At 54.5% G+C, this 17,646-nt stretch carries 16 protein-coding genes; 9 read left to right on the top strand and 7 right to left on the bottom strand.

Features of this window, described 5'->3' with window-relative positions; genetic code table 11:
• Nucleotides 1-153 precede the first annotated feature (153 nt).
• Nucleotides 154-1,206, top strand: a complete 1,053-nt coding sequence (locus tag KTE_RS41000; protein ID WP_201392224.1) for an FTR1 family protein — start codon at nt 154-156, stop codon at nt 1,204-1,206.
• A gap of 76 nt (nt 1,207-1,282) precedes the next feature.
• Here KTE_RS41000 and KTE_RS40995 read toward each other — a convergent pair whose 3' ends face one another.
• Nucleotides 1,283-2,200, bottom strand: coding sequence for an ADP-ribosylglycohydrolase family protein (locus KTE_RS40995; protein WP_201392222.1), 918 nt, complete (start codon nt 2,198-2,200; stop codon nt 1,283-1,285).
• A gap of 199 nt (nt 2,201-2,399) precedes the next feature.
• Between KTE_RS40995 and KTE_RS40990 the strand changes: the two genes are divergently transcribed.
• The 3 genes from KTE_RS40990 to KTE_RS40980 all read left to right on the top strand — a co-directional run bounded on the left by KTE_RS40990 (nt 2,400) and on the right by KTE_RS40980 (nt 5,536).
• Nucleotides 2,400-3,509: a hypothetical protein gene (locus KTE_RS40990; protein ID WP_236600962.1), complete on the top strand. Its 1,110-nt coding sequence runs from the start codon at nt 2,400-2,402 to the stop codon at nt 3,507-3,509.
• Nucleotides 3,510-3,725: 216 nt separating this feature from the next.
• A complete protein-coding gene (locus KTE_RS40985; protein WP_201392220.1) occupies nt 3,726-4,409 on the top strand; it encodes a hypothetical protein in 684 nt (227 codons plus the stop codon).
• 11 nt (nt 4,410-4,420) lie between these two features.
• A complete protein-coding gene (locus tag KTE_RS40980; protein WP_201392218.1) occupies nt 4,421-5,536 on the top strand; it encodes a serine hydrolase in 1,116 nt (371 codons plus the stop codon).
• A gap of 184 nt (nt 5,537-5,720) precedes the next feature.
• Here the strand turns inward: KTE_RS40980 and KTE_RS40975 are convergent, their stop codons facing one another.
• Both KTE_RS40975 and KTE_RS40970 read right to left on the bottom strand, forming a co-directional pair.
• Nucleotides 5,721-7,256, bottom strand: coding sequence for a zinc ribbon domain-containing protein (locus tag KTE_RS40975; RefSeq protein ID WP_201392215.1), 1,536 nt, complete (start codon nt 7,254-7,256; stop codon nt 5,721-5,723).
• 168 nt (nt 7,257-7,424) lie between these two features.
• The gene (locus KTE_RS40970; RefSeq protein ID WP_201392213.1) at nt 7,425-8,828 is read right to left on the bottom strand and encodes an APC family permease; all 1,404 of its coding nucleotides are present in this window, start codon (nt 8,826-8,828) and stop codon (nt 7,425-7,427) included.
• 289 nt (nt 8,829-9,117) lie between these two features.
• Between KTE_RS40970 and tnpA the strand changes: the two genes are divergently transcribed.
• Together tnpA and KTE_RS40960 are read left to right on the top strand one after the other, a co-directional pair.
• Nucleotides 9,118-9,516 carry an IS200/IS605 family transposase gene (tnpA, locus tag KTE_RS40965; RefSeq protein WP_201379051.1) on the top strand — a complete coding sequence of 133 codons (399 nt, stop codon included), beginning with the start codon at nt 9,118-9,120 and terminating at the stop codon, nt 9,514-9,516.
• The gene (locus tag KTE_RS40960; protein ID WP_236600284.1) at nt 9,513-10,733 is read left to right on the top strand and encodes a transposase; all 1,221 of its coding nucleotides are present in this window, start codon (nt 9,513-9,515) and stop codon (nt 10,731-10,733) included. Before tnpA ends, KTE_RS40960 begins: the two co-directional genes overlap by 4 nt.
• A 630-nt stretch (nt 10,734-11,363) precedes the next feature.
• Here the strand turns inward: KTE_RS40960 and KTE_RS40955 are convergent.
• Nucleotides 11,364-12,149: a thioesterase family protein gene (locus KTE_RS40955; protein WP_201392211.1), complete on the bottom strand. Its 786-nt coding sequence runs from the start codon at nt 12,147-12,149 to the stop codon at nt 11,364-11,366.
• Between the two features lie 194 nt (nt 12,150-12,343).
• Here KTE_RS40955 and KTE_RS40950 point away from each other — a divergent pair, with 194 nt between their 5' ends.
• Complete coding sequence (locus KTE_RS40950) at nt 12,344-13,222, top strand: hypothetical protein (RefSeq protein ID WP_201392209.1); 879 nt, start codon at nt 12,344-12,346, stop codon at nt 13,220-13,222.
• Between the two features lie 37 nt (nt 13,223-13,259).
• Here the strand turns inward: KTE_RS40950 and KTE_RS40945 are convergent, their stop codons facing one another.
• Nucleotides 13,260-14,306 (bottom strand): LacI family DNA-binding transcriptional regulator, encoded by a 1,047-nt coding sequence (locus KTE_RS40945; protein WP_255553090.1) that lies wholly within the window; start codon nt 14,304-14,306, stop codon nt 13,260-13,262.
• A 426-nt stretch (nt 14,307-14,732) separates the two neighbouring features.
• Between KTE_RS40945 and KTE_RS40940 the strand changes: the two genes are divergently transcribed.
• Complete coding sequence (locus KTE_RS40940) at nt 14,733-15,104, top strand: VOC family protein (protein ID WP_201392205.1); 372 nt, start codon at nt 14,733-14,735, stop codon at nt 15,102-15,104.
• Between the two features lie 147 nt (nt 15,105-15,251).
• Here the strand turns inward: KTE_RS40940 and KTE_RS40935 are convergent, their stop codons facing one another.
• Nucleotides 15,252-15,851, bottom strand: a complete 600-nt coding sequence (locus tag KTE_RS40935) for an AAA family ATPase (protein WP_201392203.1) — start codon at nt 15,849-15,851, stop codon at nt 15,252-15,254.
• A gap of 184 nt (nt 15,852-16,035) precedes the next feature.
• Complete coding sequence (locus tag KTE_RS40930) at nt 16,036-16,866, bottom strand: CHRD domain-containing protein (protein WP_201392202.1); 831 nt, start codon at nt 16,864-16,866, stop codon at nt 16,036-16,038.
• 276 nt (nt 16,867-17,142) lie between these two features.
• On the opposite strand from KTE_RS40930, the gene KTE_RS40925 reads away from it, so the two are divergent.
• Entirely contained in the window at nt 17,143-17,616 is a 474-nt protein-coding gene (locus tag KTE_RS40925) for a cupin domain-containing protein (RefSeq protein ID WP_201392200.1), read from the top strand.
• The last annotated feature ends 30 nt before the right edge of the window (nt 17,617-17,646 follow it).

Here is a 17,646-nt window from a genome sequence, read left to right as displayed (position 1 = left end):
AGATCTTATTCCGAAATCCAACTTCACTCTCGTGACTAGCGCTTCCCCCATTCGGGGACAAGCGCGCTCAGGTTTTCGGAGAAGAAGTAACTCTATTTTTCTCTCCCGCGGGAGAATACCATATTTATATTATAACCATCAGGAAGGGCTGACATGTTTACCAGGACCAACTTCAAGATGACAAATCCCCTGCGTCTGGGTATACGTATTGTGCTGGTTATTGCTGGTCTGCTTGTTGTCGCGCTGCTTGTCTGGCAGGGAATTACGGCCTCGGGAAATCCCGATCCAACGATGGCCCATATCAGCCAGGGGGCGGCGATTGTCAATACCGGGCTACTGGTCTTTCGCGAGGGGCTGGAGATGATCCTGGTCCTGGCTGCGATCACGGCGAGCATGGTGGGACCTAAGAAGGTGTACCGGCGGCCAGTAGCTCTGGGGTCTGTTGGCGGCTTCCTGGCGACGATTGTAACCTGGTTTGTGGCCATCGCCGTTCTTAGCGTCATTAACGCGCCTGCGCTGGATATTCAGGCTGCGACCGGTTTGCTGGCGATTATAGTACTCCTGGTCATCATGAACTGGTTTTTCCACAAGATTTATTGGACCGGTTGGATCTCCATGCATAATCGTAAGCGCAAGGACCTGATGCAGCAAGAGAAGGAGGAGGGTGGAAGTAGCTCACGTATCCTCTTTGGTATGGCTATGCTGGGGTTCTCCTCCGTCTACCGTGAGGGCTTTGAAGTTGTGCTCTTTCTACAAAACCTGCGCCTACAAGTTGGTTCAAATATCGTGTTGCAAGGCGTGGCGATTGGTCTGTTCCTGACGGCCATAGTGGGTGTTCTGACCTTTATCGCGCACCATCGTCTTCCATATAAGAAGATGTTGATCCTGACAGGTGCCTTGTTGAGCATCGTCCTGGTGGTGATGGTTGGCGAGAGCATTCAAGAGATGCAGTTGGCCCACTGGATTGGGACCACACCTGTTAACCTGCCCATTCCAGCCTGGATGGGACTCTGGTTCGCGCTCTTCCCCAATGTCGAAGGGATCATTGCCCAGGTCCTGGCGGGTGTGTTTGTGATTGGTTCATACTTCCTGGCGCGCTACCTGCAAGTCTGGCGCCCAGTCAAACAGGCCGAGGCGGCTCGCCGCGAGGCGGAAGTGGCTAAGCTCGTGGCCTCAGCGCAGGAGCCAGTCTCCAGCCATTCATAAGTTCTAAGTCCATACCAGCATTGATCCTACAAGGGAATAGGAGCGTGTAGGGTCTATGCTGGTATGGACTCTTTTTTTATTTCACCCAGGTAGGGAGAGGCTCTCGGGCCGCCAGCCAGGTTGTGGGGAGGGCTGGCTCGGGGCAGGAGAGTGCGACGATGCCACCAACCATGGCGCAGGTGGTATCCATGTCGCCCATGCCACGTATTGTTAACCAGAGCGCCTCTGTGTAGTTGCCCAGTCCTTCACCTGCACACCAGAGGACAAAGGGGACCGTATCGGGGGCTGAGATAGCATAGCCGCTGCCCAGCATGGCGGCCACGGCCTCAACAGAGGTTGTTTCTGAGATATCGCGTGCGCGCCGGGCCTTGTTGCGTACCTGGCTCTCTGGTAGAAAAGGTAGGATGAGATCAATGAACTCGGTACGTGAAGGAAGCAGGCCGTCCTGGCGAAGCTGCCAGGCGAGCGCGGTTGCCGCCGCGATGGCGATGGCCCCTGCAATGGCTTCAGGGTGAGCGTGAGTCACCTCCGCCGAGAGTGTAGCCTGCTCTACGACTGTATCTAGTTGATCTGCGAAGAAGGCACCGAGGGGAGCCACGCGCATGGCGGCCCCATTGCCGTATGATCCCTGACCCTCGAACTGGCTTGTGGCACCCTCCCGCCATGGGCGTCCCTGCTGAATGCCGCGCAGCAAGCCGTGCATACTCGCGCCATATTTGCGCCCTGGCTCGTAGTGGGCCGCGAAGCTCGCGGCGAGTTCGTCCTGGTCAACATATCCCTTATCACGCAAGACTGCGACAAGCGAGAGCGCCATCTGGGTATCATCGGTATATGGCCAGGGAGCGTTTGCTAGCCCTCGCGCATCAATACGCGCCTGGATAGCGTCTGGATTGGCGGGGCGGCCAAAGAATGTGTCGCCAAAGGCGTCTCCAAGTGAGAGACCATCCAGGGCCAGGTGGGCGAGTGCCAGGCGCTCATGCCGCGAAAGTGCCATATAAAAGTGTCCTTCTTCTATCGTATTTGCATCTGTTGCGTCACTAGTATAGCATGTTCGTGTCTGCGACGCCCATAAAGGTGGTGTCGTATACGGGTGAGCGCCCGTATACGACACCACCTTTATAAGTGTATTGGTATGTTCCTCTAGGTGGCTCTGGCATACTCTTTTCTAGAGAGATTGTGGAAGGGATTATGCTGTGCGTAAAACATCTGAATACTCTAAAGAGCAAGGGTCCGAGGCGAAGGAGCCTCTTTTAAAACCTCAAATGAAGATACAACAGCGGTGGTCACGCTTTATTAGTGGGCCAGGGAGTGCCGTTGTTCTGGTATGTAGTCTGCTGGTGGTGGTTGGGATGGTGATATTTTACCCCATATGGGCTACTGCTCTATCTCATCTGCGTCTCCCTTCTGTTCCCCAGGAGACGAGGAAGGCATCTCCACCTTTTGATCCAGCTTTGGGAGCTGTATTGCCCAGGCATCGTGTCGTGGCCTACTATGCTGTTCCCGGGTCTGAGGTGACTGGCCCCGCCTTTGAGCCAAGTGAGTCCATGTATGAGAAGCTACGCGAGCAGGGAGCGGCCTATGAACAGCTAGACCCGGCGCATCCCGTTCAATCTGGTGTAGACCTGGTGGTGAGCGTGCCAGATTCTTTTCCTGGTCCCGATGGTTACTACAGCCATCACGTGGATGCCCGGACGATACAGAGCTATGTAGATTTCTGCCAGCGGCACCAGCTCCTGCTCTTCCTCGACCTCAATTTCGGCCGGGCACCTGTTATGAAGGAACTGACGAGCTTTCTACCGTATTTGCAGCGCTACTCCTTTGTGCACCTGGCGGTCGATCCAGAATGGATGTTTCCGCGTCATGATGGTGTGCCGGGCGTGAACTTGAGCAATGTGCATGCCAGCGACCTTAATCCAATCATCGAGGCTCTCGCGACCATCCCTATGAAATATCATGTTCCGCGTAAGATGCTTATTTTTCACCAGTATCGTGGAGATGGAGATAGCCTGACCGACCCCTTTGATGCAACCCAGGCGGAACTGGCGGATAAGCATAAATTGCTTGCTGATAAGCGTGTGGATGTCATCCTGCATGTGGATAGTGTTGGAGGCTACCAGGGAGATCATGAGGATAAGAAGAAGCAGTATGCTGAGTGGGTGGGACAGGATATGAAGCAGTATCATAACTTTCGTTATGGTGGCTTCAAGCTCTTTTATCACATCGAGGCCGCAACTGGGCTGATGACTCCTGCGGATGTGCTTGCAATGAAGCCTGCGCCCCTGGTTATCACTTACGGAAACTAGCGGCGACCTCTCGCGATTTAAGTCGCAGAATGCCGTTATGTAGTGCAAGACTTGACAAATTCTTGAGAGCTTTTTTTTATTTTTAAGATATTTCTCTGCTAGTATTCAAAGAGGGCATTAGAGACGAAGAAGAGAAGAAGCAACATGCAAGAGCGAAGCAAGAAGGCGAAAAGAACACGCATAAAACCTCTTTCTCCCAAAAGTATTTTAATTATCATGGCACTCCTGGTATTTAGCACCTTATTATGCATAGGCCTGACCTCGAGTTCGCTCTCTGCGCAACAGGGGAGCGTAGTGGCGGTCAGTCGGAGAGAGCGTTGGGAGAGTGATGGCAAGGTTACAGAGCCGGATTTCGCGTTTTCTCTCGCTTCGTCTCAAGCCCTCAAAGTTTCTCCCCTCTTTGAGGGGTATTATCAGAAGCATAATGGCGGGGCGAATCTAGGCGTGCCAGTAACGGCTGCCTTCCCGACGAATCGTGGCTGGCTGCAATTTTATAGCCTGGGCGCTCTCTTTCTGCCAGACAAGCAGCAGGGTGATTTGGCGGGCGCAAAAGATGTGATGGCAAATTTGATTAGCAAGGGTGTGAGTGACCGCTCGACAGGAGTTGAGCGACTCTCGCTGCTGCCCTCTCTATTGAACGCGGGCAGCCAGGTGCCCATTGGCGGCAAGGGAAGCTCGTTAACCTATGTCAATGTACGAAGGATGATTAGCTCCTCGCTACTTGCGAAGCATGCTGCTTTGTCTCCTCCCTTGAGTAAGAATGTCTTTGTGAAGATGGGTACCTTCCTGGGCCAGGATGTTGGTCATTTTATTCCACAGACCTTATGGACGTATATGAATCGCGCGGATATCTCCCCGATGGTTGGCAGAAGGATTTTGGTCTGCCGGAGACTGAGGTAGTGCCCTTTACCGTGAAAAAAGATGGACAGATCCACCATATGCAGGTCCAGGTGTTTGAGCGCGATGCCCTGCTGCTTGATCAAGATACACTGGACGCTTCCGGCCACCCAACTGTGCAGCGTGTGACCTCGGGGCTGGATTATTTGAACACCCTGGGTGGACCCGATATTGCTGTGAAGACTCAGCAGACCGTCTGGGCGCAAGGCGAATCATCTCTGCTTAGCCTGCCTGTGAAGGGTCAGGAAATGGCGCATGTGGGACAGAATTTTCCCCTGACGCTGTTGGGTGAGGCTGAGTGGCAGTCAGGTATGCTCTGGTATCACGTGCAGTGGTCCGCGCCAAAGAATAGCGGAAATGGTTGGATTACAGCCTCCGCAGTGAGTTACAACGCTCCCAGCACTATGTTGTCGCACGCGTCGATAGATGTGCTCTCATCTGACCTGGCGAAATACCTGAGGCAAAATGGCGATAGTGTAGGGGTCGCGGTCTATGATATCACGCGCCAGCGTACATATACCTATAATGGGAATGTATCATTCGCCATGGCGAGCTCGATGAAGGTGCCTATCATGCTGGCCTTTTTCGATAAACTGGAGAGTCAGAGCCAGGAGCCAGATGATGATCAGATGCAATTATTGACCACGATGATCGAGAACTCTGACAATGACTCCGCCTCCGCGCTCTTCTTTGACGAGCTTGGGGGAGCATCAGCTATTACGAACTATCTCCAGAAGATAGGCATCACGGGCCTTGAACCCAACGATGACGCGTGGGGCTATAGCACTGTGACGCCACAGACGATGGTCACCCTGTTGACCCTCTTGCAGCAAGGGAAGATCCTGACACCCTATGATCGCTCCATCGCCCTCAACCTCATGCGGAATGTAGAGACTGATCAGCAGGTGGGAGTCGGCGACACTGTGCCCCAGGGAGCTTTAGTCGCGCTCAAAGATGGCTGGGTAGTTGGTCCCGACTCGTTGTGGGTTATGAACTCCTCGGGCATCATTACGCATGGCAAGGAGACCTATATCATTGCCGTCTACACCCAGGGGCAGAACGCCCTTGAGGACGGCCAGGGCATCGTACGCCATGTCTGCAAAGCCATCGCCGATAAATTGCTTTCCTAGAGCGAAAGCGATCGCTCCAATATGCCTTCTCAGCATCTGTGGTGCTTCGCATAGGGTAAAGAGGTGTGGCGAGAAGTTTGTTTCCTCCTTACACGATCTGTGTGGTGACACTCCGCATCGGCTAAAGCCGAGCAGCTTCTGACACTGTGCCGTAGTCGGGTTCGTGAGACAGGTGGCGTAGCCACTACTCAAAGTGAACCCGTAGTTGGGACGCAATATCTGGGAGAGGCGCGCCCATCCGGCGCCTTCTCCCCTGGGCGGTGCCATCCCCGTTGGCATGATCTCCACGCCTGGCCGCAGGGAGAGATGGTCCCATCTGGCGTTTGGCATCCTGGGAGATCCCAACACCTGAGTCTTTCGACTCCCTCTTCGCACGTTGCGAACGAGCATGAGGCTTTTCCTTCAACGGTTCTTGCGTCCGCTCGATCAAGCGTTGTCCGATTCTCAAACTGGCATTTCTGTCGGCATGATCGCGCATCTGGCACTGTGGGCAGAGACAGAGCGCGGCGCCGGGGGTGTAGCCTTCCACAGGCTGTCCCTGGTTATAGCGAATGACAGCTGCGTGACAGCGATGGCATTCTCTGCTCGTATTGCGCGGATTCACACGGCAGGTGATGATGCCGCCTGTATGCCAGGCTTTGTACTTTGCGTAGCGGAACATGCGCCCTTTCATCCAATAGGCGCGTTTGGTATTGCTCCGGCGCGAATACGTGCCCTTCTCCGGTTGCAGGTTGCCCAGATGTTCAAAAACCAGGATGCTCGCTTTGTGCTCGAGAGCGAACTGGACAATGCGAGCGCTCACCAGATGCGCGATCTGTTCGTCAACGTGCCTGATTTTCGCCCAGAGATCGGCATTGTCCTGTTCGTTCTCGGCAATGATGCCAGTCTGTGATCGGTTGCGTGCAATGCGTCCAAGCAGTTGTTTCCTACAGCCCGATACCGCTGTGCCATTTCCGATGAAGGAAGTAGCCAGGATGGTGCCGTCACCTGTCTGGACGCTGCACACAGCGAGATGCTTGTCGAGATTGAGATCCACCGCGCAGAGACGTGTCTGGGCGGTGGTGAGTTGCTCTCCGCTCTTTGCGGGAGCCTCGAATATCTTCTCAATGGGAGTATGTAACCACCAGCGATCCCCCTTGCGAACAAGCTGTGGACTGCCCATCGCGTACCCATTGGGGAGATCGCGACCGAGGAGGTGGACTTTGAGCCAGGACCAGCACGAGCCGGTCCAGACTTTGAGCACGATACCATGCCTATGACGCTCACGCCAAAGGCTTGCGTAGAAGGGAACCGACTTGTTCCATGATCGGGGTGGGACTGGTGGTCGCTCCTTGAATGGCTTCTTCTTCCCTCCCGATCTCGTCTGTTTGGCTTCGTGTTTCTGCTTACGTGCTCGCCATGTTTTGAGGGAAGAAGAAAATGCGCGGGCCGAACCCAGGGCCGCATTGATGGCGGCACGTCTGAACATCGCCGGGACATCTGGCGCGAGGTCGGTGAGTGGCATGATCGGATGGGGGTTCGCACCCGTTGCATGCGTGAGTTTCTCCAGGGCCGTGAGGGCCTCCTTATTTTTGAGGGCAAGAAGACCTTCGTGTGCCTGGATACAGTCGAAATAAAAGGCCACGACGCGATTGAAGAGGACCTGATTTGCCGCGAAGTAGGCAGCATACTGCGGCGGATGGTGCAACGCCTGCCTGATGGTTTTCGTGGCTTTTGCCATTTTCAGGACCTCCTCTCACAAAATATATGCTATCTCTCGTAGAGGATACTCTGCTGATTTGAAATTGTCAAACATGTGTTCTATTCGTACTAGGTTTGACAGGGGCTCAAGCCCAATAACACGCCTCATCACGGTCTAAAGAACCGTGGCTTGCGGCGGGCTAAAGCCCTATCCTGTCAGTTTTTGGCGCAGGACGAAGAGCAGGACGAATCCCAGGATGAGCCAGGCCCCGAGCACAAAGGGAATGAGGTTGAGTGGCCAGGGAGAGGGCGAGATAAAGACCGCCGCAAGGATGCCCGCAATAATCAGGGTCGCCAGTCCTGGGAGTAGGGCGTGGAGAAAGACGTTGAAGCGCGCGCGGCGTTTGCGCCAGAAGAAGAGGATGCTGGCGACCGAGACCAGGCCATAGATAATCAGGACCAGGGCGGCGTCGAGTGTACCCAGGAAGCCAAAGGCCTGGATGGGCGTGAAGAGGAAGCCCAGCGGTAGGCCGATGACCAGGCCGAGGGTGCATAGCATGATGACCGTGCCGATGGGATTCTGGCGCCTGGGATGCAGCCAGGTGCTCCAGCGAGGCAAGAGGCCGTCGCGACCCACTGCGTAGAGGATGCGCGCGCCACCATTGATGATTGCCAGTGCCGCGCTAAAGAAGGAGAGCACGCCCACGATGTCGATGAGTACGATTAGTATGGGACCACCGTAGAGGCGACCAATAGTATCGAAGGGCGCAGGATCGTTGGCGAAACCATTGACCATGTGCGGAATACCGTAACCGATGGTGCCGACATAGGCCATGAGCACGTAGAAGAGGCCGACGACGAGCATGGAACCGAAGACGGCGCGTGGAATATTGCGATGAGGATCACGGGTCTCCTCGCCCAGGGCGGCGGCGGTCTCAAAGCCAATATAGCTGAGAGTCGCGAGAATCAGACCAGCGGTAATGTCGCCATTGGCGGGCACGGTCTGGAGGGTGAAAGGAACCAGGCTTAGCCCTCCCTGCTGCCCCACGTGGAAGAGGACGATGGCTGCTAGAATCAGGCACACGCCAATTTCGAAGACGAGGAAGGCCAGGTCCATATTCAAGGACTGGCGCACGCCCAGGTAGCAGATGGCGAAGGCCAGGCCTATGGCTAGCACAAACCAGAAGCTCCAGTGGAGGTTAAGGCCGAACCAGCGCAGGACCAGCGTTTGCAGGTTGGCACCAAGCAGCACAAAGGAATAGGGTACGCCGGTGACGACTGCTGCCAGGCCAACCCAGGCGGTAAGAAATCCTGGAATTGGGCCTAGCCCCTTCAGAACAAAGGTATAGGCCGAGCCGCTGGAAGGGATCTCGCGCGAGAATTCGCTGTACTGATTCGCGACCAGCAAAGCGATCACAAATCCCACCAGGTAGCATAAGGGGATGGCCGCGCCGACTAGGCCGGCTTGAGGAATAGTATTGAAGAAAACCGAGGCGGCTGGCGACATAACGGCCACCGAAATAACGATCGCGTGACGCAGGCCCAGCGTATTATGCTGTAGCGCCGAGGTCCCTTCCCCCTCCGTTGGGGGCTGGACGAGTACATCACTCATGGGCGGTCTCCTTATAAATACAGAGAAGAATATCAATAGAAAGGCAGCGAAATGCCTGAGTTCTTTGATGATGTGGAATGCCGCTTGTTAGCTCTACTATACCACATGAAGAGATCGTACCCAGCTGCCAGATATGAGTAAGTCTTGTGAGTACCCTGAAATTAGGGGTAGATTGGGTTTTTTATTTGAAGGCCGGGCCGCCGCATTCCCCTCGCCTTCAGGCAGGGGTTAGGCGGCCCCTCTCGCTCTATTCTAGCATGGTATGGCATACCATGCTAGAATAGAGCGTATGAGAGAACAACATACGAAGCATGCCATATATAAAATAGCATACCATTTTGTATGGTGCCCCAAGTATCGCAAGACTATTCTGGTGGGGAATATCGCCACGTTTATTGAGGAAGAAATCAGGCGATTATGTGAGGCGAATACTTGGGAGATCGGCGCACTCAATGTACAGGAAGACCACGTTCACCTCTTTTTGAGTGCGCCACCCGCTATTGCGCCCTCTCTCATTGTTAATACCCTCAAAGGGATTACTGCGAGACAAGTCTTTAAGCAGCATCCCGAAGTCAAAAAACAACTGTGGGGTGGGAATTTCTGGTCTCGCAGTTACTACGTTGGCACCGTCGGAGACATGACCGAGGAAACCGTCAAAAAATATATCGAGTTGGGACAAGGGACATGAGAAAAACGTACAAGTACCGTTTAGCTCCCAATAAGACGGTGGAGAACAAACTCCATTGGGTTCTGGCACGTTGTCGAGAACTCTACAATGCGGGTCTTTCCGAGAGGAAGGATGCTTACCGTATGGCGGGCAAATCGATCACCTACTATGATCAACAAAATGTCCTTCCAGAGATCAAGGCAAAGATCAGAGAAGAGTATCAGGATATCGCTGCTCATGTCCTGCAAGATGTGTTAAAACGACTGGACAAGGCATTTCAACGGTTTTTTGATCGCTGTGCCAAAGGCCAGAAACCAGGATACCCGCGTTTTCAGGGTCGTAACCGCTATAACTCGTTTACCTACCCGGACGGCGCTGGCTGGAAATTGGATCAACAAACACGCCCGCCTGATAAGAAGGGCATGGTCAGAGTCAATCTGAAATTGACGAAGATTGGAACAGTGAAACTGCACCTGCATCGAGACATGATAGGCAAAGTCAAAACCTTGACCATCAAGCGCGAGGGAGAGCATTGGTATGCCTGTTTTAGCTGCGAAGTGGACAAGCCGGAAGCCTTGCCTAGCAGCTATGAGGATGTAGGGATAGACCTGGGTGTGACTCACTTTGCCGCCTTGTCCAATGGTGAATTCCTTGAGAACCCGCGCCATTATCGGAGAGCAGAGAACAAGCTCAAGAAGCTACAAGAGTCCTTGTCTCGCAAGAAGCGCGGCAGTCATCGCAGAGCGAAGGCAGTGAAGCGCGTGGCAAAGGCCCATCGTAAGGTCCGCAATCAGCGTGCCGACTTCGCTCACAAAGCCTCAAGAAAGCTCGTCAATCGCTATCAAGTGATCGTGCTTGAGGATCTCACCATGGCCAATCTGGTGAAACAGCCCAAGCCGAAGCAGGACGAAGAGACAGGACAGTATTTGCCTAATGGGGCGGCGGCCAAAGCGGGATTAAACAAATCAATAGCCGACGCTGGTTGGAGTCAATTTGTGGGAATGTGTACGTACAAGGCAGCATGGGCCGGGCGTACTCTCGTACAAGTTGATCCTAAGTACACCAGCCAGATTTGCCCGAATTGCGGGAATGTAGGCAAGAAGACGTTAGAAGAGCGGTGGCATTCTTGTACGTGTGGGTGTGAACTGGATCGGGATACGGCCTCAGCGAAGGTCATCCTCGGTATCGGACGAAAACAGCTTTCGGTCGGGACGCGGCCAACGCGGGCAACTGCGTAGAAGCCTCTCCATTCTATGGGGAGGTACGTTCACCTGATGATACCCATTGATTATGTGTGGAGGAGCGAACGATGCACCCAGCTTCATCTGAGGATACCTTGCAGCTCTTCGCAGGTCTCTAGTAGCGAGTCCAGGGGCCCTGTGGCTTCGACGCGGCCATCTTTCAGGACGATGATCTGGTTGGCTAGTTCTAAAAGCGCCGGGCGGTGCGAAACCTAAGGAGCTGGAGGTCAATCGTCAAGAGAATCAGTAGCCCAAGTAAGAGACTACGCCGCCATTGGGGTTTAAGGTACGTAGATAGCAGGATGATGTAACGCGTGAAGGGCGTGTGCATGCCTTCTCCTTCTACTGAGGTTTGAAGTGTTGAGCGTCTATGTGTGACAAACAAAAACAGTACATTGAAAGAATACCCTTAAAAAGAAAGAAAAACATCGTCCAAATAGACAATGTGTAGTAATTGACAGATGTGATACGATAGAACCAGCAAAGAAGATATTAAGCATGCGTGGCTGGCCGGGGGCATCCCGGCCAGCCACGCATGCTTAATATCTTCTATTTCTCCACAAAGGCTTCCTCTTTTTTCTTTGAGTTTATGACTGTGTCCTGGTGGAGCATGGGTCCCATGGGCTTTTACTGGGTGCGCCGGGAGATGAAGAGGGATTGAGCGGAGCGAGCGGCCAGGCCATGGGTATCATAGAGTTTGGAGGTTGTCAGGCCGATTCCCTCGCTCTGGATGATGGTCGCCGCATCCAGACAGAGCCACTCGCCAGTTGGTGGGCGCAGGATATGCAGCGTTAGCTCAGGCGGAATAAATTGCCAGGTGCTGATGTCAAGCGCGCTACTAATGCCGTTGGCCGAATCGGCGGTCGCGATCAAACGCTGGGTGGGAGACAGCTCCTCTCCCGCCAGTAGAGGGAAGCGCAGGCGAATCCAGGCCATGGCCGAGCCAATCTGGGCATAGTTGCCGTGGACGAAGCGCCACTCGGTCGCGGCTAGAAAGCCGCAGTTCCAGGCAGGAGTCTGGGTGGGATCGGTGGTCTCTGCTGGTATAGGGGGAGCCTGATCGGGAGCTTGCGCGGGCGGCTGCGCGTTGGGTAGTTTTACGCGCCAGGCGTTGGCACGCATGACGGTTCGTCCCTCATGTTCGAGTGTGGCCTCCAGTAGTTCCACGCTGCGCCCAGGGCGCACCATGCGTGCGGTGGCGCGAAAGGTGGCGATAGGCATAGGCCCAAGGATGTCGATGGAGACGCGCGCTAGCATCATATCTGGTCGTGGCGAGCAATGCTCTATCTGGCGCACCAGCAGGGCCGCTGGCGGTCCCCCATGCTGAAAGTCTGGATGCCAGGGTCCCTGTGTATGTATTGTTGCGCGGAAGGTGTCTTCCCCTTCCTCGATCCAGAAGGCCTGTGTTATCATGTCTTCTCCTGAACGTCCTATAGCCATAGCGTGTGCCTGAAATGGGAAGTATGCTTGAATATCCCTTTTCTGCGTGTGTGCGATAATAATGTTTGGTGCTGAAATATGTACCTGATCTGTCATTGTACGACGCGTCATTTAATAACAACAAGCAGTTGCTTCATTGTTGAGCGTGTAGAGCCAAAGGAGGCCATGTGTTTATTGCGAACGATCAGCCTGATTTATCCGTTGCGCGTACGGCCTGGGCTGTGCTGGAGCCGTATAATGCGATGATTTATTTCGCGCCCGAAGCTCGCGAGGCCTACAAGGAGGTGGGTCTGAAAGGCTTCTGGATGGGATATTTTGCCTCGCGGGCCGCTCCCCTGGGTGCAGTCTCGGCCTCCGTTGTGACCGCCACCTTCTATAATTTTCATCCGCGCATGGTTGCGCGCGCCATTCCCGATGCCTGGAAGTTCTCAACCCCTGAGCGCGTCTGGAGTGCCCGTGTGCAGGCTGCCGACAAGGCCCTGTGTCGCTTGCTGGAAGAGAGCATTACTTTGCCCGAACTGGCAGAGGCGGCGGAACTGGCGCGAGAGGCGGTCGTGGGCTGCTCAGTGGTTGGCCGCACCCTCTTCGCGGCCTATAGCGACATGAAATGGCCTGAAGAGCCGCATCTTGTGCTCTGGCATGCCGCCACCTTGCTGCGTGAGTATCGGGGCGATGGCCACATTGTTGCCTTACTGGGCGAAGGGGTTGATGGCTGTGAGGCGCACGTGCTTCAGGGAAGTGTGGGAAATATTGCCAGGGAGTCCATACAGCCTCATCGAGGCTGGAGCGATGAATACTGGCAGGCTGCCGAGCATCGTATGCGTCAGAGAGGACTGCTCGACAAAGAAGGGCGCGCTACAGCAAGCGGTAAGGCTCTGCATCGAGCTATCGAAAATCGCACAGATTGGTTGGCACTCCCGCCCTGGCAACATCTGGGTGAAGAGAAATACAAGCGTCTCATAGAACTGGTACGCCCACTTAGCACGTGCATTGTGGACCAGGGTGGTGTTCCCATGCCCAACCCTATGGGTTCTCCTCGTCCATAGGGGCTACCTGGATTACATGTAGTGTTGCTTTCGCCCGCTAGCTTTGTAGGCGAAGAGCCGCTGTAGAGCTACGAACGACAACCCTGGGCGGTAGCAATGTGGTTGTTGCGGAGAGGGCCTGAGTGCCGAGGAGTACCTCGAAGGCTTGATGTCCAAGCTCGGTTATGGGTTGGGCGACGGTCGTCAGGGGTGGCGAGACCATTTTTGCCATTTGAATGTCATCGTAGCCGATAAGTGAGATCTGGTCCGGTACACTGATGCCCTTTTCGTGGAAATATTGGAGCGCCCCTATGGCTAACTGGTCGGTGGCCGCGAAGATAGCCGTGGGAAGCTCCTGTGGGCCCTTCTGAGTGAGCATGCGTTGCGCCAGCTCGTAGCCTGCCTCGACGCCGAAACCCTCGCTAAAGACGAGGTGATCATCGAATTTGATCTGGTGGGCCTCCAGGGCTTTGGCGAAGCCACGCAGGCGCTCAAGCGACGAGCGTAGGGTCAATGGCTCCAGGAAGATGGCAATCTCGCGGTGTCCCAGCTCGATCAGGTGCTCGGTCGCCAGGTAGCTGCCCAGGTAGTGGTCGGTCGCGATGACGGGATAGGGCACATTGGGAATGACGCGGTCGATAAAGACGACGCGCACCTGTGATTGATGCAGGGTATTGAAAAACTCCTGTCCCATGGCCTCAGATGTGGCAACGATCAGGCCGTCCAGGCGCTGGCGCAGGAAGAGCTCCAGCTGTTTTTCCTCGCGCTCGGCGATGTTATCGGTGCTGCATATGAGGACGGCATAGTTGTGGGCCAGGGCCTGGTCCTCGACAGCGCGCGCCAGGGCGGCATAAAAGGGGTTGGTAATGTCGGGAACAAGCAAGCCCACGCTAAAGGTCTGGTGTTTTTTTAGCGCGCTGGCGATCAGGCTGGGGCGATACTGAAGCTCCTCGATGGCGGCACGAATCCGCTGGCTGGTCTCTGGAGAGATGCGGCCAGTTCCATTTAAGACTTTCGAGACGGTGGCGGCAGAGACGCCAGCTCGTTTAGCCACGTCATAAATTGTCACCTTTGGCATGGCAAGCCTCTTTCGAGCCTCTTTAATAAATGACTACAAGGGTAATCGGTTTCGTTGCATATAAGTATAACATTGCCCCTGAACACTGTAAATATCTAAGCTTCAACGCTCGCTTGTTGCTGAGGGTATGCTTGAATGCGCATAAAGAAACCGATTACTCTTATAGAGAAAGCGCACGAGCAGGCCAGGATGGGCATGTCCTCCATAAACAAGAGATTGCGCCCAACCGTGGTGGGGCAGTGTGCATTGATAGATGGGTTTATCCGATGAGCGCTGTCTTTTCGTCTTCGCACGAGAGAGGGCGGTGGACTGAACTTCTCCTGGCAAGTAAGCAAGATACGAGAAGTTTTCCTAAACCTGATTAAGGTATACTGAATCCGATCAGGGATATATAATCCCGGTCGGTAGACTTCTAAACGGCTACTGACAAACAACAGTAAGGATAGAGGAAACATGTTCACGAAAATCGGAACTATCACTATAGGTGTCAGCGATCAGGACAAAGCCCTTGATTTTTATGTTCACAAGCTCGGCTTTGAAAAGGTAGATGACCAGCCGATGAGCGAAACTGAGCGCTGGCTTGAAATTACCCTTCCCGGTACACAGACCCATATCATGCTGGGTCTGCGCGGCCAGAGTGGCGGCAACGCAACGGGCATGACTGGCTTCGTCCTGCATGCCGACAATATAGAAGAAACTTGCGCCACTCTCAAGGCTCGTGGGGTTACTCTTACCCAGGAACTTACCACTCAACCCTGGGGCAAATGGGCTCAATTCGCTGACCTCGATAACAACGAATTTGGTATCTGGGCACCCGCCTGGTAAATTTCCTCTCTCTAAAAACCAGCCTTCCAAGCTAGAAGGCTGGTTTTTAAAGATTGCCTGTGCATCCTCAAGCTGGATGGGGCGTAGCAGCAGGCGGGGCGTCTCAAGAACCGTCATTGTGGTGAACCTTTCCAGTTGCTCATTTTGCTAGAGCCGTTGACGTATCCACTGAGCAATCTCTTCGCTTGTCTCTTGAAGCGGCTGGTGGCTATTATCATAGAGGGTCATGGGTGGATTGGTCGTACTCGCGTGCTCTTTGAGCCAACGGTTAAATTGTATCATCTGCTCAACAACATCGCTTGAACTTGATTTACGCCATGGTGGCCGACGCTGCAAACGCTCTTCTAACAAGGTGTCATCACAAACTATGGCGAGATAGTAGAGTGTCGAGAAGTAGCGACGTTCAGGTTGTGCCTCAAAATGTTCAGGAAGGGCGGTTCCACAGAGAACGACGGGACGACCGGCCTGACCAACGTTTTTCGCGATCCGTAACCATGTCTCGTGATAGCCCTCAGGATTATGGCCCCAAAGAATATCTGATTCCATGACAACGCACTCGTGCAGGCGTGAAACCAGTTCCAGGCAGACCGTCGTTTTCCCCGCGCCGCTGGGACCTGTGATGATGAACAACGGTTGCTGTAGAAATGGATGCGCATAGTGGCAAAATGGGCAGACAGCGTAGGGTCCAGAGGGATCGACTGTTTTCTCAACCGAATATTCGCCACACTGTGGACAAACGTTAAACACAGAGAATCTCCTTGAGAACGTCTATACTTATTTCTATGTAAACAAGCGTACAGCGCATATAATATCATACATTGGTAGGAGGTGTGCTGTGCCCTGGCAGCCGCAGGCTGCCAGGGCACAGCACACCTCCTACCAAAAATAAGATGGAGAGGTGCAGGCGTCGGCCTGCACCTCTCATTGCTCTTTATCCTCGTACGATATTGCCGCAGGAGATGGGATTGTACCCGGTCTGGGTTGAGAGGTCGGTTGAGTCGTGGACGTGGATGTACCAGCCGTAGGCGGGGATGGTGTCGATGTTGTTAAAGCTTGCCGTGACCTGGGCGGTACCCTGGGCGCTGGCGGTCACAACAGGGAAGGCGTGGACGACCGGGCCAGAGCGATAGCAGCTACCCGAATGGATGTGCGCGGCATGGGTGCTGCCGGGGGCGAGGCCCTGGAGCGCCAGAGTGACGGTAAGAACGCGGTCTTTTAGCGCCAGGGTCGCTGATCCACTGACGGCCTCGTTGGGCTCGTTGGTTGGACCCATCGCGACATCCGCGCGTGCTTTGGAGAACTTAATGTCACCACAGGTAATGGCTACTTTTTGCATCGCACTCCCGAGGGTCGGCCCATTATGGACGTTGAGTGCTAAGGCCGTCGTGGGTATACTAAAGCCACTGATGGTGGTGTCCAGGTAGGCCAGGCCGTGTTTATCGGCAGTGATGTTAGGGAGCGAATAGAGGATGGCGCCCTCCTGGCTCTGTTCGCAGGTGCCGCTGTGGATATGCGCCGGGTGTACGCTATTGGGCGCCAGTCCATTCAGCGTGACAATCGCATGAAGTCCATTGTTACGTAGGGCGAAGTAGGCCATCCCGCGTGGATCGTGGCTCAGACTGGCCTTCGCGTTGAGTTGTACAGGTAACTTACTCAACTGGCTGTGTGTATGTGCTGAGACACTTAACGTTTGCCCGCTCGCCAGGAGTAGAGCGAGAGACAGCGCAAAGAGGCACACCTTGCGCGTGAGATGTTGGATCACAGAGTCCTCCTTTTCGTACTCGCGCAGACCTCCCTTTAAAGGGCATCTGCCATCTGCATTATACATTCTCGTTCTCCGTTCTCCACCTCCATTCCAGCTTGTACTCAGCAGGCAGGTGCTGGCACTTCCATTATAGGCGGACTCTCATTACATATTATTGAGTTTAAAGAGTGTAATGGTGCTTTTGTGCTTGGGTAATGTAGAAGAGGCTATAGCTGTTGCCGGGTGCTCCAGTAATGTACAATAAGCTCAAAAGAGTCTTAATAAGGAGGAGACATGAGCGGACAGGAAGGCGTTCAGCCAGGGCCGGAGCAGCAGGCAACAGTGCGCGTGATTAAACCGTCGCAGTTTGACGCAAATACGCCGCAGACGCCGGGGATGGAGCGGGTCGCTGCTGTCTCGCGTGAGCTTGCCGGATCACAGGGCATCTGGGCTGGTATCACGGTTGTGCAGCCCCGGGTCGCCAGCGGTGTACACCATCATGGCGAGTTGGAGACGGTTATCTACGTGGTCTCGGGCCACAGCCAGGTGCGCTGGGGCGAGGGGATGCAGCAGAGCGAGGAGGTAGAGCCAGGCGATTTTATCTATATCCCGCCTTTTGTGCCGCACCAGGAGATCAATCCCTCTCCAGACATGCCTTCGCGCTGGGTGATTATCCGTACCGGGCAGGAACCAATTGTCGTCAACCTGGAACCAGAGACAAGTACGTCCAAAATCGAGGAAAACAAGGCAACCCATCCGCAGCTCTAGACCCAAGTAGCCGCGAACGCCAGTAGCAGG

The organism is Ktedonobacter sp. SOSP1-85 (assembly GCF_016587415.1).
Taxonomy (GTDB): domain Bacteria; phylum Chloroflexota; class Ktedonobacteria; order Ktedonobacterales; family Ktedonobacteraceae; genus Ktedonobacter.
Note: the sequence above shows the minus strand (reverse complement) of the source record. Positions and strands in the feature narration are given on the sequence as shown.